Source organism: Streptomyces sp. NPDC014734, assembly GCF_043083325.1.
GTDB lineage: Bacteria > Actinomycetota > Actinomycetes > Streptomycetales > Streptomycetaceae > Streptomyces.
Map to the genome: position 1 here is coordinate 46,503 of NZ_JBIBYN010000017.1, position 22,399 is coordinate 68,901.

Below are 22,399 nucleotides of genomic sequence, written 5' to 3' on the forward strand. Positions count from 1 at the left end.
CCGGCGGTCCGGGGTCAATGACCGTCGCGGTCGATCGCGGTGATGAGCTCCAACGACTGCTGCGGCGACAGCGCGTGGGACTGCATGGTGCGGAAGGCCGAGCTGTACGCCTCAAGGTCTTCTTTCCGCTCCAGATAGAGACTACTCGTCAAATGGTCGAGAACTACCACGTCCAGATCAGAAGTGTTCGGAAATGAGAAGATAACGAAAGGGCCGGTGAGCCCGGCGTACCCGCCGACGGAGAACGGCAGTAACTGGAGTTGTACGTGGGGGAGTTGGGCCACCCGCGTCAGATGGCGCAGTTGTTCCCTCATCACCCGGGGCCCGCCGACCTCTCGCCGCAGTACCGCCTCGTCCAGCACCGCGCTCAGTCGCAGCGGCGGATCCGTGCGCAGCACCCCCTGCCGGGTGAGCCTCACCTCCACCAGGGAATCGAGCTGACCGGAGGGCAGCCCGTCCAGCGACGCCCGGGTCACCGCTCGCGCGTAGTCGGCGGTCTGGAGCAGCCCCGGAACCACCGAGGTCTCCAGCGTCCGCGCGGTGCGGGCCTGGGACTCCAGACTGATGAAGTCGCGGTACTGGGGCGGAATCAGGCCGCGGTAGGCGTGCCACCATCCTGTACCACCGCCTCCCGCCGAGCCCGCCAGCGTCTCCAGAAGTGTCCGGAGTTGCGCGTCGTCCACTCCGTACGCGTCCAGCAGCCGGATCACGTCGGCCGGCCGCACCCCGCTCACCCCGGTCTCGATCCGGCTCACCTTCGACTGGTGCCAGCCGAGCATCCGCGCGGCGTTGCGACTCGTCAGTCCGGACGTGTGGCGCAGACTCCGCAGTTCCTCCCCGAGCTTGCGGCGCCGTACCGCAGGGCCGTGCTGCATGCGCGGCCTCCCTCCCTCTCGTTCCGAGCGGACAGTCTGGCGCGCGCCCCCGGCTCTCCGCGGCGGATTTCACCGCATCGAGCGACAGATATATGCATATCTTGGTGGATCACCCGCACAGAGGGCCGGATCAGTGGCAATCTGGCGCGAAGCACAACCAGGGCCGGGCGTCTGCCGGTCCGGGTGGGAGAGGGGCGGTTCGCCGTGGCAGACCATCAGGAAGCAAGCATCACTCTGCCGAGCGAGCCGGTCTCGGTCCCGGCCGCCCGGAGTCACGTGTCGCGGGTGCTCTCCGCGTGGGGGCTGGCCGCGGGAACGGAACTCGCCGACACCATCCGGCTCATCGTGTCGGAGCTCGCGACCAACGCGGTCCAGCACACCCTCGGTCAGTCGCCCACCTTCACCGTGGATCTGCGGCTGGAGCGGGAGGAACGGCTGCTCGTAGGAGTGACGGACAGTCATCCACGCCGGCCGCGCCGACTGCCCGCCGCCGTGCAGCAGGACAACGGCCGTGGCATGGGGATCATCCGGATGCTGGCCAAGGAGTGCGGCGGACAGCTCGCCGTCACCCCGACCGCCGACGGGGGCAAGACGGTCTGGGTCGCACTCCCGTGGGACATCTCCGCGCGGGAGTGAACTGTCTTCCGCGGCGGGCGACCGGGCCGCCGGGGTTCGGTGCCGGACCCCCGAGCCGCCGTGAACGGAAGGCGGCCGAAGGCGGCGTGCACCGCCGTGGGTCCGGGGCCGGCCGGCGCCCCGGACCGTCGGACGGACGTCAGCGGACGCGTCCGTAGAAGACGCTCCTCGTCCAGATCTTCTCCAGCCGGACCACCGAGCCGGTTCTCGGCGAGTGCCAGATCTTGTTGTGTCCGGCGTAGATCCCCACGTGGTAGATGCTGCGGCCGGAGTGGAAGAAGACCAGGTCGCCGCGTTGCCGGTGCGAGGCCGAGATGTGGCGGGTCTTGTTGTACTGCTGCTGGGCCGTGCGGGGGAGCTTCTTGCCCGCCTTCTTGAACGAGTAGACCGTCAGCCCCGAGCAGTCGAACCGATAGGGGCCGGTGGCCCCCCACCGGTACGGTGCCCCCTTCTTCGACGCGGCGATGTTGAGCGCCTTCAGCGACGGAGCGGCTGCCTGGGCCTCGGTGGCGGCACCCGGTGCGAGCATGGTGCCGCCGACGGCGGCCAGAGTGAGAACCGAGGCCGTACCGGCCCGGGCGAGCAGAGACGGGACATGAACCTGCGCAGTCATGCGCAACCCTTCGTCAGCCGCCTGTGAAGGATGACCTGTCGGGTTCGGGCTGGCGAAGTTGCCCGGCCGCACGCGGCGGCTTCACCCCGAGGGCCGACCGTTCGTCCGGTCGACCCGTTGTGCTCGGGTCCTCCACTCCTGCCGATCCACTTCTGTCGACCAGTCATCCGCGCGGCGGCAGGACTCGGCGTCCGCCCGGACCGCCCCGCCGCGGTGGCGGGGGCTTGTCGTCCCAGGGATCTTGACGCACCGACAGCCGGATTTCCGAGCTGAAACGATGATATGTGAGTCTCCTCACGACTGACCTGTTCGAGTGGAGTAGGTGCTTTCGGTCATCACTCCGTGAGTCCGGGCCGGTCGCACACCAGGGGGAAAGGGTGGACTACATCAGTTTTCGCCAAGATGTGTGCAAGTCGGAATCTTGCTCGCTGGGCGCGTTTTCTACGCTGAAAGAGTAGGAAAGTCGGTTTACTTGCCGGGCGTGTCGCGCGGGAAAGGTGGCGGGAAACCCTGCGGGTCCGCCGATGGCCCGGCGATCAACTCGGCGGAGCGGGCGGCAGGGTGACGCGTCCGGCCCGCCGCTCCCCGTCCAGGACGCGCAGCGCACGTGCCAGGGTCGCGGCGTGGATCCGGGTCTCGCCGCGCTCGTGCATCAGTGCCAGGGCGTCCCGTAGCGCGCCCGCCCGGGAGGCCAGCGCCTGTGCGGCGCGCAGGGCCCCGTAGGTGTCGCTGCCACGGGCCGGATTGATCCGGCCCAGTTGATCGACGACCTCCAGGTAGCGGTCGATGAACTCCCCCTCCGCGCGCGTCAGCGCGGGCAGCGGGGGCGGTTCCGGCGGACGCATGCCGTCCTCACCGCGTGTCGCGCGGGCGGAAGGACGACTTCCGGCTTTCCAGGACGTGGTCCACGAGCCCGTACGCCTTCGCGCCCGGCGCGTCGAGTACGAGATCGCGTTCGATGTCCTCGGCGATCCGGTCGGCGGCCCGGCCCGTGTGACGGGCCAGCAGCGCGACGAGCGTCTCGCGGACCCGTTCGAGTTCGCGTGCCTCGATCTCCAGATCCGACGGCTGCCCCCGCACCGGCTCGGCGAGCTCCGGCTGGCATACGACCGCACGGGCGCCGGGCAGCATGTGACGTCGTCCGGGCGTGCCCGCGGCGAGCAGGAGGGCCGCATGGGAGCCGGCCTGCCCGAGGCAGTAGGTCTCCACGTCGCAGGTGAGGTACTCCATCGTGTCGTGGATGGCGCACATCGCGGCGAACGAGCCCCCGGGGGAGTTGATGTACAGGGACACGGGCCGGTCCGGAGCGGCGTGTTCCAGGTACATGAACTGGGCGATCAGGTCGTTGGCCGCGACGTCGTCGACCTCGGTGCCGAGAAAGACGATCCGCTCGGCCAGCAGCTTGGAGTACGGGTCGAGGGTGCGGGTCCCGGTGGCCGTGCGCTCGGTGAACTCGGGCAGCACGTGGCGGGCGGCGGGACGGAACAGCATGGGTGATGCCTTTCCTCGGGAGATCTGTACGGGCTCATGCCGAGCCCACCTCGGGCGCCTGTCAAAAATGTACAGGACGTACAGAAGGTTATGATGGGGAGCATGGCCCATGAGATTCCGGTGACGCAAGCCCGAGCTGAACTCGCCGAACTGATCAACCGCGTCGTCTACGGCGGTGAACGAGTGGTCGTGACGCGGCACGGCAGGCCGCTCGTGGCGCTCGTTTCGGCCGCCGACCTGGAACGACTGGAGGCCGATGCGGAGGCGCCCGAGGAACAGGTGATCAGCTCGGTCTCCTCGATCGACTCCTCGGTGTCCGCTCCCGGCGAACGGCGGCGCTTCGGGATCGCCGCCGAGCACCCGCGCCACCGCGAGCCGGGCAGCTGAGCGTTCCGCCCGAAGCGGGGGCGACGAGAGGGGGGCCGCCGCCCCGCGGCGCCGGGCGGGGGTGAGGGGAGGGCGTGTCACGTCGCCCCCCGAAGACGGCTCCTTCGCGCGGACGTGATGTCGGCCCGTACATGACCGCACGCGGAATGGGTCCGTCCGTTCCCGCCGCAGATCTGCCGCGCCCCGTATGCCGGTGGGCCGGACAGCCGTGTCCCCGCGTACGCGACAGCCGGGAGCTTGGTGCCGTGGTACCGGTCGGCGACTCCGCCGTGTCCCCGTGCACGCGACAGCCGGACACGGCCGTCCGGCTATCGATTCGGCAAAGAAGCGGGTGCGCGGCCTGTTCTCAGGAACCTCACAGGCGTCAGGATCCACGGAGGTCCTGGACGAATCGCGCCGCCGTCGGCGGCGCTCCAGGTGTGGGGGAGGTTCCACGTGAGACGCACAGCAGCTCTCGGCTCGGCCGGTGCTCTGGTGGCGGGCATGCTCATATCGGGCGCGGTGGCCGCGCCGACGGCCACCGCCGAAGGCCGCCACCATCAGGGTTCCGAGGCACGTGGTGTCGAATCGGCCGCCGCCCGGGCGGCCCGGGCGGGTATCGACTGGAAGGACTGCCCGGCCGACTGGGCTCTCGCCAAGCCGATCCAATGCGGCTGGGTGACCGTCCCGCTCGACTACGCCAGGCCCGACGGCAAGCAGATACGCATAGCCGTCGACCGGCACGTCAGCACCGGAACGAAGGGGGAGCGCCAGGGCGCCCTGATCTACAACCCCGGCGGCCCCGGAGGATCGGGCCTGCGCTTCCCGACCCGGATCACCACCAGGAACCCGCTCTGGGCGAACACCGCGAAGGCCTACGACTTCGTGGGCTTCGACCCGCGCGGTGTCGGCCACTCCGCGCCGATCTCCTGCGTCGACCCCCAGGAATACGTCAAGGCTCCCAAGGCCGACCCCGTACCCGACTCCGAGGCCGACAAGTACGCCCAGCGCAAGCTCGCCGCCGAGTACGCGGACGGCTGCGCCGAACGCAGCGGCGCCATGCTGCCGCACATGACCACCCCGAACACCGCACGCGACCTGGACGTCATCCGGGCCGCCCTCGGTGAGAAGAAGCTCAACTACCTGGGCGTCTCCTACGGCACCTACCTGGGCGCCGTCTACGGCACGCTCTTCCCCTCCCACGTCCGCCGCATGGTCGTCGACAGCGTCGTCGACCCGTCGCGGGACAACATCTGGTACCAGGCCAACCTCAACCAGGACATCGCCTTCCAGTCACGCTGGAACGACTGGAAGGCGTGGGTCGCGAAGAACGACTCCGTCTTCCACATCGGCGACACCCCCGAGAAGATCGAGCAGGCGTGGCTGACGCTCCGCGCCGCCGCCAAGAAGAACCCGATCGGTGGCGTCGTCGGACCCGCCGAACTCATCGGCTTCTTCCAGAGCGCCCCCTACTACGACTCCTCCTGGGTGCCCGTCGCCCGGACCTGGAGCGACTACCTGGGCGGTGACACCCAGGCACTCGTCGACGCGGCGGGCCCGGACATGTCGGACACCGCGGGGAACATCGCCTCGGAGAACGGCAACGCCGTGTACACGGCGGTCGAGTGCGCCGACGCCAAGTGGCCCACCAACTGGCGGAAGTGGGACCGCGACAACACCCGGCTGCACCGCGACAACCCGTTCATGACCTGGGCCAACGCCTGGATGAACCTGCCCTGCGCGACCTGGCCCACCAAGCAGCGCGCCCCGCTGGACGTGAGGACCGGCAAGGGCCTGCCGCCGGTACTGATCGTGCAGTCCGCACGGGACGCCGCCACCCCGTACCGGGGCGCCGTGGAACTGCACAAGCGCTTTTGGGGCTCGCGCCTGATCACCGAACGGGACGCCGGCTCGCACGGGGTCACCGGCCTGGTGAACCCCTGCGTCAACGAGCGGGTGGACACCTACCTGCTCACCGGCAGGACCGACCGCCAGGACGTGAGCTGCGCCCCGCACGCCACGCCGAAGCCGTAGCGGAACGAGCACGGCCGGGCCGCCCCCGTGCGGCCCGGCCCGGGTGGCCGGTGGTCTCCGGACCACCGGCCACCCGGTATCGCTCGCAGGCCCCTCTCACCTGCTCCGGTCGTACGACTCCAGCCAGGCGTCCTCCGCCGCGTAGTCGAACAAGTCCCTCCCATAGGCCCGCATCATGACCGGAAAGGCCTCGGCCCAGTGCCTGCCGTCCAGTTGACCGGCGAGCCACTCGACGGTCTCCGGAAGGGAATCCGCGTAATTCGTCACCGGCCGGTACCCGAGCTCCCGCTCGGCGGCGCCCATGTCGTACACGACGGGATGGGCGATGCTCCACGGGGTGGAACCGACCTCGTCCTCCCCGGGTGCGCCCTCCATCAGCACGGTCTCGGTCCGTCGTCCCAGCACCGCGTCGACGGCCTCACCGATCTCCGCGACCGTCGGCGCCTGCGGATCCCCGCCGTTGAGCACCCGTGAACCGGGCCGCCGGGCGGACAGCCGGATCAGCTCGGCCAGGTTGGAGACATGGACCGGATGGAAGCGGGACGTGCCCCCGAAGGCGAGCACCCGCCGTGTCCGGCCGTCCAGGAGCCGCTTCACGAAGTAGAGCTCCCGGGGCGTGCGGCAGTGGGGTCCGTGAATCGCCCCCGCCCGCAGCAACGTCACCGGAAGCGTGTCCCCCGCCGCCAGCAGGTCCTGCTCCAGCCGCACCTTCCGCGTCGCGTACGTGGCGTCGCCCGGCGACACGGTGCGCTGGGTCTCCGGGATCGGCACGGGGTAGCGCGGAGCACCGTCCGGCTCGTCCTGCGTGTCGAAGCCGCGCCCCCGATCGTCCTCGTAGACCGCGCCGCTGGAGATGACCACCGCGGAACCGATCCGGTCCGCGAGACCGGTCAGCTGCCGTGCCTGATCCGCGCCGTAGGCCACCATGTCGACCAGTACGTCGCAGCCGTCGCCCAACGCCGCCGCGAGCGCCCCGTCCTCGTCCCGGTCGAGAGCCGTCGTGCGCACCGTGTCGTCCCACCGCGTGTCCCTGCCGCCGCCCCGTGAGGCGGCCGTCACCTCCCAGCCGTCCTCGGCGAGTGCCTGCACGGCCACCCGGCCGATCTGTCCCGTCGCTCCCAGAACCCATGCCTGTCCCTTGCTCATGAGAGCACGCTAGGTGAGGAACGGCCTTCTGCGACAGCGGAGTTCACCGAGCGCGGATTCGCCGTCGGCGTGACGGTTCCCGGTTTCCGGCGCGCGTCCTCGCGACGGGTGACCTCGTGCGGTGTCCGGCACGTGCTCCGCACGGGGGGCGAAGGCGGAACCGCGCCCCGATCCCCCTCGTGGCGGGCGGAATCCCGGCCGTCGAACGGGCGGGTGCGGTCGCGTCGGCACCAGGAGGAAGGCCGGAACCCCCGCCGGGAGAGCGGCGGGGGCGGTTCGCGCCGGGCGGGGCCCGCTCCCGGCCCCGGAGCCCGGCCATGAGGACGGGCTCCGGGGGAGCGGATCAGGAGGTGGTGGCGTCCCGGCCCGCGGGCGCGGTGCGCGCCGGACCGCCGGGGAGCGGCGGGTAGGCGTTGCGCACCAGTTCCTGGAACTGCGCGGAGAACCAGTGACCGGCGAGCGGGGAGTTCGCCAGGGCGCCGGTGAGGTTGTGGCCGTTGCGTCCGTTGCCGGTGTACGTCGGGTCGCACATCCGGTCGAAGCCCTTGCCCTCGTCGTTGTCGATGGCCTGGCTGTTGCCGTCCGACTCGCCCGGCGGCTTCGCCCACACATAGGCGTCGATCCCGGGTTCGGGGGAGCCGGTGGGCCGCTCGCCGATGCCCGCGCCGCTCTGGTTGCACCAGTTGCCCGCGTGGATGCGGCGGTCCACGCGACCGCCGTCGACGTAGGCGTCCACGCCGGTCAGCGGGCCGGCGCCGGTGGGTCGCGCCGAACCGCCCCAGCCGTTGCGGGCCGTGTCGATCAGCATGCCGATGCCGGGGTCGAAGCCCTGGCCGACCAGTTCGGTGCGCAGCGCCTGCGCGAAGGAGAGCTCGTCGACGTAGTAGTTCCAGTCCACCCACTTCGACTGGCGGACCGTGGTGCCGTTCACGCTGTCGGTGACCCCGAAGTTCGGCTCCTTCAGGGCCGAGTAGTTGGCCGTGTTCACGATGAAGCCCTGGACATCGGCGACCGAGGCGCCCTCGGTGGTCGCGGCGCGCTTGAACTCCTGGGCCGCCGGTACGAAGTTCGAGTCCCAGCCGAGCCAGCCGTGATGGGCGGCGTCCACGTAGTTGTAGACGTTCGGGATCGCGCCGAGGGTGTGCAGCGCGTAGCCGACGCCCTTCTCGTAGTTGCCGTTCGCCTTCATCGTGGCGCACGCCTCGGTGGACCCGTCCGTGCCGCCGGCATTGGTGACCAGGTTCGGCAGGGAGTCCGGCTCGATGACGGCGACGACGCGCAGACTCGCGTAGGCGGGGTCGGCCAGGATGTCGGCGATCGGGTCGATGTACGCGCTCTTGTACCGGTCGATCTCGGTGGGACCGAGTTCGCCGTTGGAGGACAGCGCGGCGCAGTCCCGTCCCGGCAGGTCGTAGATGACCACCTGGAAGAGGTTCGCGCCCTGGGCCAGGGCCGTGTCGAGGTGCTCGCGCAGGCCCCTCGCGCCGCTCGTGCCCCCGATGGCCGCGATGCGGTCCATCCAGACGAAGGTCGGTTCGTCGGCGACGGCGCCGCCGCCGGGCTCGGCCGCCGCCCTGGCGGACCAGTCCGGGTTCACGTAGGCGACGGCGCCCGTGTACGGGTTGTCGACGCGCGCCGCCGCCGACGCCGCCGGGGGGACGGCCACGGCGAGGGCCGCGCCCATGACCAGGGCGGACAGCGCCGCCAGTTTCCGGCGTGACGAGTGGGGGGTGGTGCCTCTGCTTCGCATTGCGGCTCCGTGCTCCTCTCGTGCGTCCGCGGACCCATTCCGCGGACGGGTTGGTGGGGGTGGTGCGTCGGACGGTGCCCCCGCGGGACACGGCGGTCCGGGGCGGGGCGATGGTGGTGCGTGGGGGCCGATCGGCGGGTGGGGATCCGCTCTCGCGGGTGGCCCGCCGCCGTTCGAGGCGTCCGGTGCGTGCAACTCTTGAGTGTGGGAGCGCTCCCACAGTGACGCTATGGCGCGTACCTGTCAATAGTTGAAGCGTTGCCGCCTCCCTCCGGCCGGGCCGGCGGGGGTACGAGGAGCGGCGGGCGTCGAATCCGGGCCGTGCGGGACCCGGGCCGCGCCAGTCCGCGTGTGGCGCGGGCGCCCCGCCGCCCGGCGTCGGACGTTCGCCGACGTCCGAGGGGCGGAAACGGCGACCGGGCCGGGCCTCGGGTTCCGAGGGCACCCGGGACCGTTCCGGGGCGGACCGTCCCGAACCGCCCCGGGCCGAACCAGCTGCGTCGGGCGGTGCGGTCCCGGCTCAGGACCGGCGCGTCGCCGCCATGCCCAGGGTGATCAGCCCGAGCACCACCCAGCCGAACCAGAGCCAGCCGCTGCTCCCCAGGGCCACCGTGTAGGCGGTGACCGCCACCAGGGCCACCACGGTGATCACGCCCATGGCTTTCGTGGACCCGGACATGCCGCACCCTCCTCACCGGCCGTACGGCCGTGGGTGCCATCGTCACCCGGAAGGGGCGCCCACCGCTACTGCCCGCGCGCCTGCAACGAGGCGAGGTAGGCGTTGTACGCCTGGAGCTCCTGGTCGCCGTCCCGCTCCGCCGCGCGGTCGGAACGCTTGGCCGTCCGCTGCTCGGAGCGGTACCACTGGAAGACGAGTGCGATCAGCACCAGGACGGACGGGATCTCGCTGAACGCCCAGGCGATGCCGCCCGCCCAGTTCTGGTCGCTCAGCGCGTCGATGCCGAGCGAGGCGGGCGGGTGCTGGTACGTCTTCACCATCGGCGTGGACGCCATCATCAGCGCGATGCCGAAGAAGGCGTGGAACGGCATTCCCGCGAACAGTTCCAGCATCCGCATCACGTAACCGGGCCGGTGCGGCCCCGGGTCCACGCCCATGATCGGCCAGAAGAACACCAGGCCGACCGCGAGGAAGTGCACCATCATCGCGATGTGCCCGGTTCTCGAACCCATCAGGAAGTCGAACAGGGGGGTGAAGTACAGCGCGTAGAGACTGGCGATGAACATCGGGATCGTGAACACCGGATGGGTGATGACCCTCATGTACCGGCTGTGCAGCAGCATGAGCAGCAGTTCGCGCGGGCCCTTGCGGCCGCGGCCCGCCACCGGCAGCGCGCGCAGCGCCAGGGTCACCGGGGCGCCCAGCAGCACCAGGATCGGCGACAGCATGCTGATCACCATGTGCTGCACCATGTGCACGCTGAACATGACCATGCCGTAGTCGTTGAGCCTGGTGCACATCACCAGGGCGATGCTCAGCACGCCGACCACGAAGAAGACGGTCCGGCCGACCGGCCAGGCGTCGCCGCGCCTGCGCAGCCGCAGCACGCCGTACCCGTACAGGGCGAGAGCGAGAACGCAGCCGACCAGGAAGAACGGGTCCGCGGAGAACTGGAGCCCACGTCCCAGCGTGAACGGCGGCAGATCCATGTTCATGCCGTGCCCGCTGTGATCCATCTGTTCACTCCCGCTGGGGACGTCCCCGATTCGTGCCGGTTGTCCCGACCAGACTAGAACCGCCCCCGGTCGCGGATGCGACCGGGGGCGGTTCGTCGGAACGGTGAGTCGTCAGAGCACGCATTCGGCCTCGGCGTACCGCTCGGCGGGGACCGTCTTCAGCGTCTCCACCGCCCGGGCCAGCGGCACCATGGTGATGTCCGTGCCCCGCAGCGCCGTCATCCTGCCGAACTCCCCGCGGTGCGCCGCCTCCACCGCGTGCCAGCCGAAACGGGTGGCGAGAACACGGTCGTACGCCGTCGGGGTGCCTCCGCGCTGGACGTGGCCGAGGATCACCGGGCGGGCCTCCTTGCCCAGCCGCTGTTCCAGTTCGGTGGAGAGCTGCGTCGCCACCCCGGCGAACCGCTCGTGCCCGTAGATGTCCTTCGTCCCCCGACGGAACTGCATGGAACCCTCACGGGGCTTCGCGCCCTCCGCGACGACGACGATCGCGAACTTCTTCCCGGCCGAGAAGCGCCTGCCGACCACCTCGGTCAACTCGTCGATGTCGAAGGGGCGCTCCGGCACGACGATGGCGTGCGCGCCCGCCGCCATGCCCGAGTGCAGGGCGATCCAGCCGGTGTGGCGCCCCATGACCTCGACGATCAGCACCCGCTGGTGCGATTCGGCGGTGGTCTTCAGCCGGTCGAGTGCCTCGGTGGCGACACCGACGGCGGTGTCGAAGCCGAAGGTCACATCGGTGGCGGCGATGTCGTTGTCGATGGTCTTCGGCACACCGACGATCGGCAGACCCGCCTCGGAGAGCAGATGGGCCGCCTTCAGCGTGCCCTCGCCGCCGATCGGGATGATCACGTCGAGACCGAGATCGGAGACGTGGCCCCTCGCCTGTTCGACGCCGCCGCGCAGATGGGCGGGCTGGACCCGGGAGGAGCCGAGGATCGTGCCGCCGCGGGCGAGGATGCCGCCCACCGCGTCCAGATCGAGCTTGCGGTAGTCGCACTCCAGGAGCCCCTTCCACCCGTCGTGGAAGCCGATGACCTCGTCGCCGTGGTCGACCACCGCGCGATGCACGACGGAACGGATGACGGCGTTCAGGCCGGGGCAGTCGCCGCCGGAGGTGAGCACACCAATTCGCATTGCCCGGGAAACCTTTGCAACGTGGGCCGACGACCGGACCCCGTCGTCCGGTTGGATCCCCGCCACCCTACCGGCGTGGAGTGGCGGGGCCGAACCGTGTGTCCGCCTGCTGGACGCCGCTCAGCTGAGCGGAAAACGCCTCATCGGACGGGCCGTGCGGCGCTCGTCAGGCGGGCTGGGTCGCCGAGGCGATGCGCTCGGCGCGCAGCGCGTCGTACCAGCGGTCGTCGGTCGGCGGCAGCGCGTTCACGTCCAGGGCCAGCTTCAGCAGCAGGTCCGCGACCAGCGGGTTGCGCGCCATCACCGGCCCGTGCATGTACGTGCCGAAGACCGTGTCGTTGTACGCGCCCTCGGTGCCGTCGCCGGTGCCGTTGCCCCGGCCGAACTGCACCCGGGCGAACGGGCGTGCCGTCGGCCCGAGATGGGTGATGCCCTGGTGGTTCTCGAACCCGGTCAGCGGCGGCAGACCGAGCCGCGGGTCGATGTCGGCGAGGACGTCGCCGACGCACCGGGCGCCCTCGCCACGGGTGGAGACCACGTCGAGCAGGCCGAGACCGGGCTCGCGCTCGCCGAGGTCGTTGATGAACTCGTGGCCGAGGATCTGGTACCCGGCACAGACCGAGAAGATGATCGCGCCGTTGGACGCGGCCCGGTTCAGGCCGCCGTCGCGACGCAGTCGCTCCGCGGCCAGCCGCTGCGGACGGTCCTCACCGCCCCCGACCAGGTAGATGTCACCGGACGTCGGGATCGGCTGGTCGCTGCGGACGTCGACGCGCTGCACGTCGAGACCGCGCTGCCGGGCCCGGCGCTCGACCACCAGGACGTTCCCCTGGTCGCCGTAGGTGCTGAGGAGGTCCGGGTAGACCCAGACGACACGCAGACCGTTGTTGCTCATGCTTCGTCCTCTCCGGAGGGGGCCGGGGCCGGGGTCAGTTGCCGACACGACGGCGCAGGTCCTGGAAGGCGGTGTAGTTGGCGATGACCTCGATACGGCCGGGCGGAGCCTGCTCCACGGCCTCGTCGAGGGACTCGCAGACCCGGAAGTCGAGACCTGCCACTTCGAGACGGACCGCGAGGTCCAGCTTCCGGTCGCCGAGCACGAAGATCGGGTGGCCGGCCAGCTGCGTGTAGTCCACGTCCCAGAGCCACGAGGTGTCCGTGCCGTCCGCGCCGCGGGCGTTGACGGAGAGGATCACCGGGGTGGGCGGCGGGTCGATCAGGGAGAACGTCTCCAGCCACCCCGCCGGGTTCTTCGCCAGCAGCAGCCTCAGTTCGCGGTTGAGGAAGGCCACCACGTCGTAGCGGCCCGCGACGGCCTGCACCTGGTACATGCGCTCCAGCGCCACCTGCGGCGGCACACCGAAGACGGCGGCCACGGCGGCGGAGGTGGCGGCGTTGGCCTTGTTGGCGCGGCCGGGCAACTGGAGGTGGATCGGCCAGGCCGAACCGTGCGGGTCCAGGACGTAGTCGCCGTGCAGCACCCAGCTCGGGGCGGGACGGCGGAACCCGCACTCGCCGCAGAACCAGTCGTCACCGGGGCGCTGCATCACACCGCCGCAGGACGGGCAGGACCAGGCGTCGTCCTTCCAGGCCTGACCGGCCGCCACCCACACCACGTTGGGGGAGGAGGACGCCGCCCAGACGATCAGGGGGTCGTCGGCGTTCGCGACGATCACTGCCTTCGAGCCGGACAGTCCCTCGCGCCACTTCTCGGCGAGCATCCGGGTCTCCGCGGCGCGGTCCAGCTGGTCCCGGGAGAGGTTGAGGAGCGCGATCACCTTGGGCGTCGTGTCGCGGGCGACCCCGGCGAGGTACTTCTCGTCGACCTCTATGACCCCGTACTGCGCGTCCGAGCCGCCCGCGAGCGCGGAGGTGATGCCCGCCGGCATGTTCGCGCCGAGCGCGTTGGACACGACCGGGCCCGCCGCGCGCAGCGCCTCGGCGATCAGCCGGGTCGTCGTCGTCTTGCCGTTCGTCGCCGACACGAGGATCACGTCCAGGTGTTGCGCCAGCCGCCCCAGCAGGTCGGGGTCGAGCTTGAGCGCCACCCGGCCGCCGATCACCGATCCGCTGCCGCGCCCCGCGGCGCGCGACACCGCCGCCGCGGCCTTACCCGCCGTCACGGCCAGCTTGGCCCGCGGCGACAGCGGCTCCGTGTTGCCTGCCATCGTCCTAGATCCTCCTTGCATCGGTCCACGCCCAGCCTATCGATGTCCGGCGGGGCGACCGCACCGCGGCACCTCCGGGGAGGGCGAGGGCCTGCGGAACGTACGATTACCACCATGCGAAACCGCCCGATCCCCGGCAGTTCCGGACTGATTCGTGCCATGAGTCTGCTCGGAGATCCGGTGCTGCACGATGCCTGTGAACCGGTCACGGACTTCGGCCCCGCCCTCGCCCGGCTCGTCGAGGACATGTACGCCACCATGTACGCGGCCGGGGGCGTGGGTCTCGCGGCCAATCAGATCGGCGTCCCGCTGCGGGTGTTCGTGTACGACTGCCCGGACGACGAGGACGTCCGGCACCTCGGTCATCTCGTCAACCCGGAGCTGGTCGAGGCGGACGGGGTCGTCGTGCGCGGCCCGGAGGGCTGTCTCTCGCTCCCCGGCATCGAGGCGGGCACCCCGCGCTTCGACCGGGCCGTCGTCGAGGGCGCGACCGTCACGGGCGAGCCGGTCCGGATCACCGGGACCGGTTTCTTCGCCCGCTGCCTCCAGCACGAGTGCGACCACCTGGAGGGCAGGGTCTACACGGACCGGCTGACCGGGCTGCGCCGGAGCAGGGCGCTGCGCGCGGCCCGCCGGGCCCCCTGGGCGCGGAGCGGCTGAGAGCCCGTCGCCGTGGTCCGGCGCAGCCCTCGGCGCGTCGCGCGACGGCACGGCCGGCGTCGCCGGTGCCGGGCCCCGTCCGGCACATCCCGCCCGGCCTCCGGCCGGACGGCGCCGCCTCCGGAACACGTGTCAGAACCCCGGACCGCCGGGCCGGTCGCCCGCGGCGGCCAGCCTGCCCCACAGCAGATCCGCCAGGCTGCGCACCAACTGCTCGCGGGAACAGGGGCGTTCGCCCAGCCACCAGTCACCCGCCGCGTGCATCATGCCGACGATGCCATGTCCCCAGATGCGGGCCGAGGCCTCGCCGTCCGGGCCCAGGTCCACCCGCTCGGCGATCACCGTGGCGAGTTCCTCTCCCAGGCGCCGGAGCAACGGGGCGGAATGCCGCCCGACGTCGAAGCCCTGCTCGGCGGAGTGGGCCGAATCGTCGGACGGGTGCATCAGGAAGCGGTAGACCTGCGGCCGGGCCTCGATCGCCGCGAGGTAGGTGTCGAGCGTGGATTCCACTCGTCGGCGGCGCTCCGCGGGCGCGTCGAGTGCGGCCCGCAGCGCGACCAGCAGGGCGTCGGTGTGGCGTTTGGCGAGAGCGCGGTAGAGGCCGCCCTTGTCGCCGAAGTGCCGGTAGAGGATGGGTTTGGTGATTCCGGCCTCCGCCGCGATGGCGTTCATCGAGGCGCCCGGACCGTCCCGGAGCACCACGCGGTCGGCGGCCTCCAGCAGTTCGCGCCGGCGGTTCTCGGCCGCTGTCCGCTGCCGTTCGGCCTGTTGTGTGGTCTGCATGTCGCCTCTCCCCGCCCTGCCCGTGCCCGTGCGTCCTGCCTGCGCAACGTAACACCCTGCCCGCGCGGTGCGCGGATCGGTGCCGGGCCGGTTGACATGGGCTACTTGTCGGTAACAGACTGCCGTTACCGCAAGTAACCAGTGGTTTTTTCAGGGCAGTACCTGGAGGGGACGATGGCCGAGTTCACGCTCGAACTCAACGACGACCAGAAGCAGGTCCGTGACTGGCTCCACGGCTTCGCCGCGGATGTGATCCGTCCGGCGGCTTCGGAGTGGGACGAGCGCGAGGAAACGCCGTGGCCCGTCATACAGGAGGCCGCCAAGGTCGGCATCTATTCCCTCGACTTCTACGCCCAGCAGTTCTTCGACCCGACGGGGCTCGGCATCCCGATGGCGATGGAGGAGCTGTTCTGGGGCGACGCGGGCATCGCGCTGTCGATCGTCGGCACGGGCCTGGCGGCCGTGGGCGTCCTCGCCAACGGCACCGAGGAGCAGATCGGCACCTGGATTCCGCAGATGTACGGCGACGTCGACGACGTCAAGGTCGCGGCCTTCTGCTCCTCCGAGCCGGACGCGGGCTCCGACGTCGCCTCGATGCGCACCCGCGCGGTGTACGACGGGGCGAAGGACGAGTGGGTGCTCAACGGGACCAAGACCTGGGCCACCAACGGCGGCATAGCCAACGTCCACGTGGTCGTCGCCGTGGTCGACCCGGAGCTCGGGTCCAAGGGGCACGCCTCGTTCATCGTCCCGCCGGACACGCCCGGTCTCTCCCAGGGCCAGAAGTTCAAGAAGCACGGAATCCGTGCCTCGCACACCGCCGAGGTCGTCCTGGAGGACGTGCGGATCCCCGGCCACTGCCTGCTCGGCGGCAAGGAGAAGCTCGACCAGCGTCTGGCAAGGGCCCGGGAACGCGCCGCCTCCGGCGGGGAGCGGGTGAAGAACGCGGCGATGGCCACCTTCGAGGCGTCCCGTCCCGCGGTCGGCGCCATGGCGGTCGGCACCGCCCGCGCCGCCTACGAGGTCGCGCTGGACTACGCGAAGACCCGTACCCAGTTCGGCCGCCCGATCATCGACAACCAGGGCGTCGCCTTCCAGCTGGCGGACATGCGCACACAGATCGACGCGGCCCGGCTGCTGGTCTGGCGCGCCTCCTGGATGGCCGCCACCGGCAAGCCGTTCACCTCGGCCGAGGGCTCCATGTCCAAGCTGTACGCGAGCGAGACGGCGAAGAAGGTCACCGCCCAGGCCGTGCAGATTCTCGGCGGCAACGGCTTCACGCGGGAGTACCCGGTGGAGCGGATGCACCGGGACGCCGCGATCTACACCATCTTCGAGGGCACGAGCGAGATCCAGCGCCTGGTGATCGCCCGCACCCTCTCGGGCATGCAGATCCGCTGACACCTGGGACGGGACGCGGCCCGTGGGGGGCGGCGTCCCGCACGCCACCCCCGGTCCGGTCAGGCGGGCAGTTGGGCCTCGATGGCGGCGACGAGCTCCGGGGCCTCCGGATCCGTGCCGGGCCGCAGCCGGGCGACCGGCTCGCCGGCCGACGAGATGAGGAACTTCTCGAAGTTCCACTGGACGTCACCGGCCTCGCCGTCCGCGTCCGCCAGTCCGGTCAGTTCGGCGTAGAGGGGGTGGCGCGCCTCCCCGTTCACGTCGGTCTTCTCCAGCAGCGGGAAGGTGACCCCGTACGTCGTCGAGCAGAACGTCCGGATCTCCTCCGCACCGCCCGGCTCCTGTCCGGCGAACTGGTTGCAGGGCACGCCGAGGACCGTGAAGCCGCGGTCCGCGTACGTCTTCTGGAGTCGTTCCAGGCCCGCGTACTGCGGAGTGAGTCCGCACTGGGACGCGACGTTCACCAACAGGACGGCACGGCCGCGGTAGTCGGCCAGGGACGTGGGCTCGCCGGAGAGAGTGCGCAGCGGAATGTCGTACAGCGTCATGAGGCGCTCCTTGTGAGGGTCGGCTTCCAACAGCCATTGTCCTGCCCGCGGGTTGACCTGTGCGAACTCGAACGCCCGGCCGCCCGCCGCCGTTGACCGTGACGTACCCCGATGGCGGCGCCGAGCGCTTGTCCGGGGCGTGTTCTCTGCCGGCCGCCCCGGTGGCGATAACCGGCGGGCGGCGGGACGGTGCCGCACGGCCGTGCGGGCGGATCGCCGACCGGACCGGCCGTGGACGGCCCGCGGCAGCGGGCCGCGGGGCGCGCCGTCCGCCGGATGGAGCAACCGGCCCGATTACCCGCCGCGGCCACGACCGAGATGCGTTCCGCCGTGCCCGCTGCTGCAATGGCGAGGGCGTGGCCCCGGCGGACCGGGGCGGGTCGAGATGCTGAGGAGCTGGCGTGAGCGGCGAGAGCGACGAGACGGGACCGATCGACTACCTGGTGGTGGAGTTCCCGGCGGGCAGCCGGACGGGGGAGGGGCTGCCCCTGCTGGTCGATCTGGTCGACCGGGGCATCATCCGGATCCTGGACCTGGCCTTTGTCAGGAAGCATCCGGACGGCACGGTCGAAGGCGTGGAACTCTCCGAAGTGGCCGCGGACGGCGGCACCGACATCGCCGTGTTCGAAGGAGCCTCGTCGGGCCTGCTCGGCCGTGACGACATCGGCGAGGCGAGCGAGGTTCTCGAACCGGGCAGCACCGCCGGGATCCTCGTCTACGAGAACGTGTGGGCGGGCCCGTTCGCCGCGGCCCTGCGCCGTTCGGGCGGACGCGTCGTCGCCGACGGGCGCATTCCGCTCCAGGAGGTCCTGGCCTCGCTCGACGCCGCAGAGGCAGGCGTCTGAACAGGTCGGCCCCGTTCCGCAGTGTCAGTCGAAAGGAGATGCACCATGCCGGGTCTGCTTCGCGGCGTCGCCCGTACGGCGGAGAGCACCGACACCCCCACCGCCGTGTCCGACCGGGTGTCCCGGCGCCAGGCGGGCCGCTGGGCGCGACAGGACACCGCCGGGACGCCACAGGCCGCCGGCCCCACGTCCGCGCCGCCCCCGACGACGCTCGCACCGGAGGAGGAGATGAGCAACAAGATCGCCCACCTCAAGGAACTCGGTGACCTCAGAAGCCGGGGCGTCCTGACCGGCGGCGAGTTCGAGGCCCAGAAGGCCAGGCTCCTCGCCTCCTGACCGGTCGCGGCTCCACCGCGCGGCTCCGCGCGCCGCGTCGCCGCCGTTCGGCACGCCGCCCGTCCGCGGACTCCACCGTCGTGCGCCGTCCGGCAGTCGCGGAGCGGACGGACGGCCTGAGACGATCGTGGCGTGGACCCCGCCGACTCCCTCTTCGCCCCGGAAACCGACGACGGGCCCGACGACGCCCCGCCCGACGACCGGACGCCCCGGCGGCCGATGGTGCGCTGTCGCCTGTGCGGCCGCCCGCTCACCGGGACGGAGTCGCGCCGCACCGGCCTCGGCCCCGCCTGTGACGCCAAACTCCATCCGGCGCCCCCGGACATCCGCACCCGCCGCCACGAGGCCGCGCAGGACCCACTGCCCGGCCTCTGAGGACACCCGGGCCTGCCCCGGCTACCCGTCCAGACGGCGGAACAGCCCCTCCTGCACCACGGACACCAGCAGATTGCCCGCGCGGTCGTAGATCCGGCCGCGCGCCAGCCCCCGTCCACCGGTTGCGATCGGCGACTCCTGGTCGTAGAGGAACCACTCGTCCGCCCTGAACGGCCTGTGAAACCACATGGCGTGATCCAGGGAGGCCATGTCGAAACCGCGCGGACCCCACAGCGGCTCGACCGGGATGCGGACCGCGTCGAGCAGCGTCATGTCACTCGCGTACGTCAACGCGCAGGTGTGAACCAGCGGATCATCGCCCAGCGGTCCGACCGCCCGCATCCAGACCGCACTGCGCGGATCCGCCCCCTTCACCTCGTCCCGCGTCCAGCGCAACCGGTCGACGTAGCGAATGTCGAAGGGCTGACGGCGGGCCATCCGCTCCAGCGCCTCCGGGAGCACCCCGAGATGCTCACGCACCTCATCGGCAACGGCCGGCAGCTCATCGGGGCCGGGAACCTCCCGGGCAGGCGGCAGCTGATGCTCGAAACCTGCCTCCTCCGGCCGGTGGAACGACGCCGTCAGGCTGAAGACCGTCCGCCCCTGCTGGACGGCCGTGACCCTGCGCGTGGTGAACGACCGCCCGTCCCGGATGCGCTCCACCTGGTAGACGATCGGCACCCCCGGACGACCCGGACGCAGGAAGTACGCGTGCAGCGAATGGACCGGCCGGTCCCCGTCGGTGGTCCGGCCGGCCGCGACCAGCGCCTGCCCGGCGACCTGCCCGCCGAACACGCGTTGCAGCGACTCCTGGGGACTGCGGCCCCGGAAGATGTCGACCTCGATCCGTTCCAGATCGAGCAGGTCCACCAGGCGCTCGGCGGGATTCGTCATGAGGCTCGTCTCCCCTCTCGCAACGGCGCCGCCCGCACGGCGTACGCCCTCACAGCTGACCGACGGAGGTGACCCGGACCACGGCCCGGCCCTCCTCGTCGGAGGCGGCAAGATCGACCTCCGCGTCGATGCCCCAGTCGTGGTCGCCGTTCGGGTCGGCGAACGCCTGCCGGACCCGCCACAGCCCGTGCGCCGCGTCCTCTTCGATCCTCAGCAGCTTCGGCCCGCGGGCGTCCGGACCGGTGCCCAGCTCGTCGTACTCGTCCCAGTAGGCGTCCATCGCCTCGCCCCACGCGTCCTCGTCCCAGCCCGCGTCGCCGTCCAGCTCGCCCAGCTCGGCGACCCTGTCCAGCGCGGCCAGCTCGACCCGGCGGAACATCGCGTTGCGCACCAGCACCCGGAACGCGCGGGCGTTGGCCGTGACCGGCTTCACCTCGTCGGCCTTCTCCTGCGCCTCCTCGGCGGTCTCCAGCTCCGGGTTGGCGAGCTGCTCCCACTCGTCGAGCAGACTGGAGTCCACCTGGCGCACCATCTCGCCGAGCCAGGCGATCAGGTCCTGGAGGTCCTCCGACTTGAGATCGTCCGGGACGGTGTGCTCCAGCGCCTTGTACGCGCTCGCGAGGTAGCGCAGCACGATGCCCTCGGTGCGGGCCAGCTCGTAGTGGGAGGTGAACTCCGTGAACGTCATGGCGCGTTCGTACATGTCCCGGATCACGGACTTCGGCGACACCGGATGGTCGCCGACCCACGGGTGGCTCCTGCGGTAGACGTCGTACGCGTGCCACAGCAGCTCGCTCAGCGGCTTCGGGTACGTGACCTCCTGGAGCAGCTCCATGCGCTCCTCGTACTCGACACCGTCCGCCTTCATCCGCCCGACCGCCTCGCCGCGCGCCTTGTTCTGCTGCGCGGCGAGGATCTGGCGAGGATCGTCCAGCGTCGACTCCACGACCGAGACCATGTCCAGGGCGTACGAGGGAGACTCGGGGTCCAGCAGGTCGAACGCGGCGAGCGCGAAGGTCGACAGCGGCTGGTTGAGCGCGAAGTGCTGCTGGAGATCGACGGTGAGCCGGACGATGCGGCCCTCCGCGTCCGGAGCGTCGAGCCGCTCCACCACACCGCCGTCCAGCAGCGAGCGGTAGATCGCGATGGCCCGGCGGATGTGCCGCAGCTGAGCCCTGCGCGGCTCGTGGTTGTCCTCCAGCAGGCGCCGCATCGCCTCGAAGGCGTTGCCGGGACGCGCGATCACGGACAGCAGCATGGTGTGAGTGACCCGGAACCGGGAGGTCAGCGGCTCGGGATCGGACTGGATCAGCTTGTCGAAGGTGGTCTCCGACCAGGCGACGAAGCCCTCCGGGGCCTTCTTGCGGACCACCTTCCGCTTCTTCTTGGGATCGTCGCCGGCCTTCCTGACCGCCTTCTCGTTCTCGATGACGTGCTCGGGGGCCTGCGCCACGACGAAGCCCGCCGTGTCGAAACCGGCCCGCCCCGCGCGGCCCGCGATCTGGTGGAACTCCCGGGCCCGCAGGGTGCGCACGCGGGTGCCGTCGTACTTGGTGAGGGCCGTGAACAGCACCGTGCGGATGGGCACGTTGACGCCGACGCCGAGGGTGTCCGTACCGCAGATCACCTTCAGCAGGCCGGCCTGGGCGAGCTTCTCCACCAGGCGCCGGTACTTCGGGAGCATGCCCGCGTGGTGCACCCCGATGCCGTGCCGGACGTAGCGGGAGAGGTTCTTGCCGAACTTGGTGGTGAAGCGGAAGCTGCCGATCAGATCGGCGATCTTCTCCTTCTCCTCCTTGGTGCACATGTTGATGCTCATCAGCGACTGCGCCCGCTCGACGGCCGCGGCCTGGGTGAAGTGCACGATGTAGACCGGCGACTGCCGGGTGTCCAGGAGCTCGGTGAGGGTCTCGGTGATCGGCGTCAGCCGGTACTCGTAACTGAGCGGGACCGGCCGGGTCGCCGAGCGGACCACGGAGGTGGGGCGGCCGGTGCGCCGGGTCAGATCCTCCTCGAACATCCTGACGTCGCCGAGCGTGGCCGACATCAGGACGAACTGGGCCTGGGGGAGCTCCAGCAACGGGATCTGCCAGGCCCAGCCGCGGTCCGGCTCGGCGTAGAAGTGGAACTCGTCCATCACGACCTGGCCGATGTCCGCGTACTTGCCGTCGCGCAGGGCGATGGAGGCCAGCACCTCGGCGGTGCAGCAGATCACCGGGGCGTCGGCGTTGACCGAGGCGTCGCCGGTGAGCATGCCGACGTTCTCCGTACCGAACAGTTTGCACAGGTCGAAGAACTTCTCCGAGACCAGCGCCTTGATCGGCGCGGTGTAGAACGTGACCTTGTCCTGCGCCAGGGCGGTGAAGTGCGCACCCGCCGCGACCAGGCTCTTCCCGGAGCCGGTCGGGGTGGAGAGGATCACGTTCGCGCCGGACACCACCTCGATCAGCGCCTCCTCCTGAGCCGGATAGAGGGTGATGCCCCGGGTCTCGGTCCATGACGAGAATGCCTCGAACAGGGCGTCGGGGTCGTCGGTCGGGGGCAGCTGATCGATAAGGGTCACGCCCCCCATCTTGCCTGTCTTCCGCCCGGATGAGGGAACCGGACGACCGTATGAAGATCATGGGCGATACGCTGCCCACTCAA

Annotated in this window: 22 protein-coding genes, 1 pseudogene and 1 riboswitch; of the genes and pseudogenes, 8 read left to right on the forward strand and 15 right to left on the reverse strand. The window is 70.9% G+C overall.

What is annotated here, in order from left to right; genetic code table 11:
* Positions 1-14: 14 nt before the first annotated feature.
* A complete protein-coding gene (locus ACF1CT_RS24760; protein ID WP_391786126.1) occupies positions 15-875 on the reverse strand; it encodes a helix-turn-helix domain-containing protein in 861 nt (286 codons plus the stop codon).
* Between the two features lie 204 nt (positions 876-1,079).
* Here ACF1CT_RS24760 and ACF1CT_RS24765 point away from each other — a divergent pair, with 204 nt between their 5' ends.
* Positions 1,080-1,511, forward strand: coding sequence for an ATP-binding protein (locus tag ACF1CT_RS24765; protein WP_391786127.1), 432 nt, complete (start codon positions 1,080-1,082; stop codon positions 1,509-1,511).
* A 139-nt stretch (positions 1,512-1,650) separates the two neighbouring features.
* Here ACF1CT_RS24765 and ACF1CT_RS24770 read toward each other — a convergent pair whose 3' ends face one another.
* The 3 genes from ACF1CT_RS24770 to ACF1CT_RS24780 all read right to left on the reverse strand — a co-directional run bounded on the left by ACF1CT_RS24770 (position 1,651) and on the right by ACF1CT_RS24780 (position 3,612).
* The gene (locus tag ACF1CT_RS24770; protein WP_391786128.1) at positions 1,651-2,124 is read right to left on the reverse strand and encodes a C40 family peptidase; all 474 of its coding nucleotides are present in this window, start codon (positions 2,122-2,124) and stop codon (positions 1,651-1,653) included.
* 3 nt (positions 2,125-2,127) lie between these two features.
* Positions 2,128-2,292, reverse strand: a riboswitch (cyclic di-AMP (ydaO/yuaA leader).
* 368 nt (positions 2,293-2,660) lie between these two features.
* Positions 2,661-2,969 (reverse strand): hypothetical protein, encoded by a 309-nt coding sequence (locus ACF1CT_RS24775; protein WP_391786129.1) that lies wholly within the window; start codon positions 2,967-2,969, stop codon positions 2,661-2,663.
* Between the two features lie 7 nt (positions 2,970-2,976).
* Positions 2,977-3,612 (reverse strand): ATP-dependent Clp protease proteolytic subunit, encoded by a 636-nt coding sequence (locus ACF1CT_RS24780; protein ID WP_391786252.1) that lies wholly within the window; start codon positions 3,610-3,612, stop codon positions 2,977-2,979.
* 105 nt (positions 3,613-3,717) lie between these two features.
* On the opposite strand from ACF1CT_RS24780, the gene ACF1CT_RS24785 reads away from it, so the two are divergent.
* Both ACF1CT_RS24785 and ACF1CT_RS24790 read left to right on the forward strand, forming a co-directional pair.
* Positions 3,718-4,002 carry a type II toxin-antitoxin system Phd/YefM family antitoxin gene (locus ACF1CT_RS24785; RefSeq protein ID WP_391786130.1) on the forward strand — a complete coding sequence of 95 codons (285 nt, stop codon included), beginning with the start codon at positions 3,718-3,720 and terminating at the stop codon, positions 4,000-4,002.
* Positions 4,003-4,437: 435 nt separating this feature from the next.
* Positions 4,438-6,015 carry an alpha/beta hydrolase gene (locus ACF1CT_RS24790; RefSeq protein WP_391786131.1) on the forward strand — a complete coding sequence of 526 codons (1,578 nt, stop codon included), beginning with the start codon at positions 4,438-4,440 and terminating at the stop codon, positions 6,013-6,015.
* Between the two features lie 96 nt (positions 6,016-6,111).
* On the opposite strand, the gene ACF1CT_RS24795 is transcribed toward ACF1CT_RS24790, so the two are convergent.
* The 7 genes and pseudogenes from ACF1CT_RS24795 to ACF1CT_RS24825 all read right to left on the reverse strand — a co-directional run bounded on the left by ACF1CT_RS24795 (position 6,112) and on the right by ACF1CT_RS24825 (position 13,911).
* Positions 6,112-7,161, reverse strand: coding sequence for an NAD-dependent epimerase/dehydratase family protein (locus ACF1CT_RS24795; protein ID WP_391786132.1), 1,050 nt, complete (start codon positions 7,159-7,161; stop codon positions 6,112-6,114).
* A 352-nt stretch (positions 7,162-7,513) separates the two neighbouring features.
* Positions 7,514-8,911 (reverse strand): annotated as a pseudogene (locus ACF1CT_RS24800) (glycoside hydrolase family 6 protein); the annotation flags it as partial.
* 520 nt (positions 8,912-9,431) lie between these two features.
* Positions 9,432-9,590 (reverse strand): hypothetical protein, encoded by a 159-nt coding sequence (locus ACF1CT_RS24805; RefSeq protein WP_391786133.1) that lies wholly within the window; start codon positions 9,588-9,590, stop codon positions 9,432-9,434.
* A gap of 65 nt (positions 9,591-9,655) precedes the next feature.
* Complete coding sequence (locus ACF1CT_RS24810; RefSeq protein WP_391786134.1) at positions 9,656-10,606, reverse strand: cytochrome c oxidase assembly protein; 951 nt, start codon at positions 10,604-10,606, stop codon at positions 9,656-9,658.
* A 111-nt stretch (positions 10,607-10,717) separates the two neighbouring features.
* Positions 10,718-11,743 carry a 6-phosphofructokinase gene (locus ACF1CT_RS24815; protein ID WP_391786135.1) on the reverse strand — a complete coding sequence of 342 codons (1,026 nt, stop codon included), beginning with the start codon at positions 11,741-11,743 and terminating at the stop codon, positions 10,718-10,720.
* Between the two features lie 166 nt (positions 11,744-11,909).
* Complete coding sequence (locus tag ACF1CT_RS24820) at positions 11,910-12,638, reverse strand: type 1 glutamine amidotransferase (protein ID WP_391786136.1); 729 nt, start codon at positions 12,636-12,638, stop codon at positions 11,910-11,912.
* A gap of 34 nt (positions 12,639-12,672) precedes the next feature.
* Positions 12,673-13,911, reverse strand: coding sequence for a MurT ligase domain-containing protein (locus tag ACF1CT_RS24825; protein WP_391786137.1), 1,239 nt, complete (start codon positions 13,909-13,911; stop codon positions 12,673-12,675).
* Between the two features lie 114 nt (positions 13,912-14,025).
* Between ACF1CT_RS24825 and def the strand changes: the two genes are divergently transcribed.
* Entirely contained in the window at positions 14,026-14,571 is a 546-nt protein-coding gene (gene def / locus ACF1CT_RS24830) for a peptide deformylase (RefSeq protein WP_391786138.1), read from the forward strand.
* A gap of 132 nt (positions 14,572-14,703) precedes the next feature.
* Here def and ACF1CT_RS24835 read toward each other — a convergent pair whose 3' ends face one another.
* Complete coding sequence (locus tag ACF1CT_RS24835; RefSeq protein ID WP_391786139.1) at positions 14,704-15,354, reverse strand: TetR family transcriptional regulator; 651 nt, start codon at positions 15,352-15,354, stop codon at positions 14,704-14,706.
* Between the two features lie 174 nt (positions 15,355-15,528).
* Here ACF1CT_RS24835 and ACF1CT_RS24840 point away from each other — a divergent pair, with 174 nt between their 5' ends.
* Positions 15,529-16,755: an acyl-CoA dehydrogenase family protein gene (locus tag ACF1CT_RS24840; protein ID WP_391786140.1), complete on the forward strand. Its 1,227-nt coding sequence runs from the start codon at positions 15,529-15,531 to the stop codon at positions 16,753-16,755.
* Between the two features lie 59 nt (positions 16,756-16,814).
* On the opposite strand, the gene ACF1CT_RS24845 is transcribed toward ACF1CT_RS24840, so the two are convergent.
* Complete coding sequence (locus tag ACF1CT_RS24845; protein WP_391786141.1) at positions 16,815-17,303, reverse strand: glutathione peroxidase; 489 nt, start codon at positions 17,301-17,303, stop codon at positions 16,815-16,817.
* 401 nt (positions 17,304-17,704) lie between these two features.
* On the opposite strand from ACF1CT_RS24845, the gene ACF1CT_RS24850 reads away from it, so the two are divergent.
* From ACF1CT_RS24850 to ACF1CT_RS24860, 3 genes are all read left to right on the forward strand, one after another.
* Positions 17,705-18,148: a DUF6325 family protein gene (locus ACF1CT_RS24850; RefSeq protein WP_391786142.1), complete on the forward strand. Its 444-nt coding sequence runs from the start codon at positions 17,705-17,707 to the stop codon at positions 18,146-18,148.
* A gap of 45 nt (positions 18,149-18,193) precedes the next feature.
* The gene (locus ACF1CT_RS24855; RefSeq protein WP_391786143.1) at positions 18,194-18,484 is read left to right on the forward strand and encodes an SHOCT domain-containing protein; all 291 of its coding nucleotides are present in this window, start codon (positions 18,194-18,196) and stop codon (positions 18,482-18,484) included.
* 132 nt (positions 18,485-18,616) lie between these two features.
* Complete coding sequence (locus ACF1CT_RS24860; protein WP_391786144.1) at positions 18,617-18,859, forward strand: DUF6011 domain-containing protein; 243 nt, start codon at positions 18,617-18,619, stop codon at positions 18,857-18,859.
* Between the two features lie 21 nt (positions 18,860-18,880).
* Here the strand turns inward: ACF1CT_RS24860 and ACF1CT_RS24865 are convergent, their stop codons facing one another.
* On the reverse strand, positions 18,881-19,753 hold the full coding sequence (locus tag ACF1CT_RS24865; RefSeq protein ID WP_391786145.1) for an acyl-CoA thioesterase: 873 nt from the start codon (positions 19,751-19,753) through the stop codon (positions 18,881-18,883).
* Between the two features lie 49 nt (positions 19,754-19,802).
* On the reverse strand, positions 19,803-22,316 hold the full coding sequence (locus tag ACF1CT_RS24870; protein ID WP_391786146.1) for a DEAD/DEAH box helicase: 2,514 nt from the start codon (positions 22,314-22,316) through the stop codon (positions 19,803-19,805).
* Positions 22,317-22,399 lie beyond the last annotated feature (83 nt).

What these genes read in the sequence shown, in the direction of transcription:
- ACF1CT_RS24760 (WP_391786126.1), bottom strand. Translation starts at nt 875, where the DNA reads ATGCAGCACGGCCCTGCGGTACGGCGCCGCAAGCTCGGGGAGGAACTG.
- ACF1CT_RS24770 (WP_391786128.1), bottom strand. Translation starts at nt 2,124, where the DNA reads ATGACTGCGCAGGTTCATGTCCCGTCTCTGCTCGCCCGGGCCGGTACG.
- ACF1CT_RS24775 (WP_391786129.1), bottom strand. Translation starts at nt 2,969, where the DNA reads ATGCGTCCGCCGGAACCGCCCCCGCTGCCCGCGCTGACGCGCGCGGAG.
- ACF1CT_RS24785 (WP_391786130.1), top strand. Translation starts at nt 3,718, where the DNA reads ATGGCCCATGAGATTCCGGTGACGCAAGCCCGAGCTGAACTCGCCGAA.
- ACF1CT_RS24795 (WP_391786132.1), bottom strand. Translation starts at nt 7,161, where the DNA reads ATGAGCAAGGGACAGGCATGGGTTCTGGGAGCGACGGGACAGATCGGC.
- ACF1CT_RS24805 (WP_391786133.1), bottom strand. Translation starts at nt 9,590, where the DNA reads ATGTCCGGGTCCACGAAAGCCATGGGCGTGATCACCGTGGTGGCCCTG.
- ACF1CT_RS24810 (WP_391786134.1), bottom strand. Translation starts at nt 10,606, where the DNA reads ATGGATCACAGCGGGCACGGCATGAACATGGATCTGCCGCCGTTCACG.
- ACF1CT_RS24815 (WP_391786135.1), bottom strand. Translation starts at nt 11,743, where the DNA reads ATGCGAATTGGTGTGCTCACCTCCGGCGGCGACTGCCCCGGCCTGAAC.
- ACF1CT_RS24820 (WP_391786136.1), bottom strand. Translation starts at nt 12,638, where the DNA reads ATGAGCAACAACGGTCTGCGTGTCGTCTGGGTCTACCCGGACCTCCTC.
- ACF1CT_RS24825 (WP_391786137.1), bottom strand. Translation starts at nt 13,911, where the DNA reads ATGGCAGGCAACACGGAGCCGCTGTCGCCGCGGGCCAAGCTGGCCGTG.
- def (WP_391786138.1), top strand. Translation starts at nt 14,026, where the DNA reads ATGCGAAACCGCCCGATCCCCGGCAGTTCCGGACTGATTCGTGCCATG.
- ACF1CT_RS24835 (WP_391786139.1), bottom strand. Translation starts at nt 15,354, where the DNA reads ATGCAGACCACACAACAGGCCGAACGGCAGCGGACAGCGGCCGAGAAC.
- ACF1CT_RS24840 (WP_391786140.1), top strand. Translation starts at nt 15,529, where the DNA reads ATGGCCGAGTTCACGCTCGAACTCAACGACGACCAGAAGCAGGTCCGT.
- ACF1CT_RS24845 (WP_391786141.1), bottom strand. Translation starts at nt 17,303, where the DNA reads ATGACGCTGTACGACATTCCGCTGCGCACTCTCTCCGGCGAGCCCACG.
- ACF1CT_RS24855 (WP_391786143.1), top strand. Translation starts at nt 18,194, where the DNA reads ATGCCGGGTCTGCTTCGCGGCGTCGCCCGTACGGCGGAGAGCACCGAC.
- ACF1CT_RS24865 (WP_391786145.1), bottom strand. Translation starts at nt 19,753, where the DNA reads ATGACGAATCCCGCCGAGCGCCTGGTGGACCTGCTCGATCTGGAACGG.